Source organism: Streptomyces sp. NPDC056361 (genome assembly GCF_042262805.1).
Taxonomy (GTDB): domain Bacteria; phylum Actinomycetota; class Actinomycetes; order Streptomycetales; family Streptomycetaceae; genus Streptomyces.
This window is the reverse complement of the sequence record NZ_JBHJQI010000316.1, coordinates 1-1,636: the sequence shown is the minus strand read 5'-3', so window position 1 is coordinate 1,636 and position 1,636 is coordinate 1. Positions and strand designations below refer to the sequence as shown.

Genomic DNA, 1,636 nt, shown 5'->3' with positions numbered 1-1,636 from the left:
CGCCACGGCGGTGCGCCCCTCCTCGTCGCTTCAAGGGCTTCGTCGTCCCGAGGGCCTTCGTCGGCCCGGGGGCCGGCTCAGGCGCGCGGGCGGCCCATCGCCCGGTACGTCCAGCCGGCGGCCCGCCAGCGCTCGCCGTCGAGGGCGTTGCGGCCGTCGAGGACGATCCGGGCGGCGGCCACCTTCGCCAGCTCGGCGGGGTCGAGCTCGCGGAACTCGCGCCACTCCGTCAGGTGCAGCACCACGTCCGCCCCGCGCACGGCCTCCAGGGCCGAGTCGGCGTACCCCAGGGTCGGGAAGACGCGGCGCGCGTTCTCCATGCCCTTCGGGTCGTAGACGGTGACCTGACCGCCCTGGAGGTGTATCTGGCCGGCCACGTTGAGCGCGGGGGAGTCGCGGACGTCGTCCGAGTCCGGCTTGAAGGTGGCGCCGAGCACGGCGACCCGGCGGCCCAGGAAGGTGGACCCGCCGAGGGCCTCGCGGGCCATCTCCACCATCTGGCCGCGCCGCCGCATGTTGATCGAGTCGATCTCGCGCAGGAAGGTCAGCGCCTGGTCGGCGCCGAGCTCGCCGGCCCGGGCCATGAAGGCCCGGATGTCCTTGGGCAGGCAGCCGCCGCCGAAGCCGATGCCGGCGCGCAGGAACTTGGCGCCGATCCGGTCGTCGTGGCCGATGGCCTCGGCCAGCTTGGCGACGTCGGCGCCCGCGGCCTCGCACAGCTCGGCCATCGCGTTGATGAAGGAGATCTTCGTCGCGAGGAAGGAGTTCGCGGACGTCTTCACCAGCTCGGCCGTCGGGAAGTCGGTGACCACGAACGGCGAGCCCTCGCCGACCGGGCCGGCGTACACCTCGCGCAGGACCTTCTCCGCCGTCCCGCCGCGGACGCCGACGACGATCCGGTCCGGGTGCAGGGTGTCCTGCACGGCGAAGCCCTCCCGCAGGAACTCGGGGTTCCAGGCGAGGTCGACGCCCTCGGGCAGCAGCCCCGCGAGCCGCTCGGCCGAGCCGACGGGCACGGTGGACTTGCCGACGACCAGGGCCCCCTCGCGTACGACTCCGGCGAGGGAGGCGAAGGCGGCGTCCACGTAACTCATGTCACAGGCGTACTCGCCGTGCTTCTGCGGGGTGTTCACGCAGACGAAGTGCACGTCGCCGAAGGCGCCGACCTCCTCCCAGGAGGTGGTGAAGCGCAGGCGTCCGCTCGATCCCTCGATGCCGGCCACGTGCTGCGCGAGGAGCTCTTCGAGGCCGGGCTCGTACATGGGGACGCGGCCGGCGGCCAGCATCTCGATCTTCTCGGGGACGACGTCGAGCCCGAGCACCTCGAAGCCCAGCTCCGCCATGGCCGCGGCGTGGGTCGCGCCGAGGTAGCCGGTGCCGATCACGGTGATCTTCAGGGCCATGCGGGTCTCCAGTGAACGTCGGCCGGAAATGCCTGCCCGAGCATAGTCGTGCCCTGGTCCGGGGCCGGGGCACGCCCTACCATTTCAGTTACTTAACGGTAGTTAGCAAGCCTGGGAGTGAGTGAACGTGACGGGTTCCAAGGACTTCGACCTGTATCGGCCCTCCGAGGAGCACGACATGCTCCGGGAGTCGGTCCGTGCGCTCGCGGAGGCGAAGATCGTTCCGTTCGCGG

At 71.6% G+C, this 1,636-nt stretch carries 1 protein-coding gene; it reads right to left on the bottom strand.

What is annotated here, in order from left to right; all coding sequences use genetic code 11:
* Nucleotides 1-77: 77 nt before the first annotated feature.
* Nucleotides 78-1,403, bottom strand: a complete 1,326-nt coding sequence (locus ACFCY7_RS40465) for a UDP-glucose dehydrogenase family protein (protein WP_376491081.1) — start codon at nt 1,401-1,403, stop codon at nt 78-80.
* Nucleotides 1,404-1,636 lie beyond the last annotated feature (233 nt).

Excerpts from the sequence above, each read along its gene's own strand:
- ACFCY7_RS40465 (WP_376491081.1), bottom strand. The coding sequence starts at position 1,403 with ATGGCCCTGAAGATCACCGTGATCGGCACCGGCTACCTCGGCGCGACC.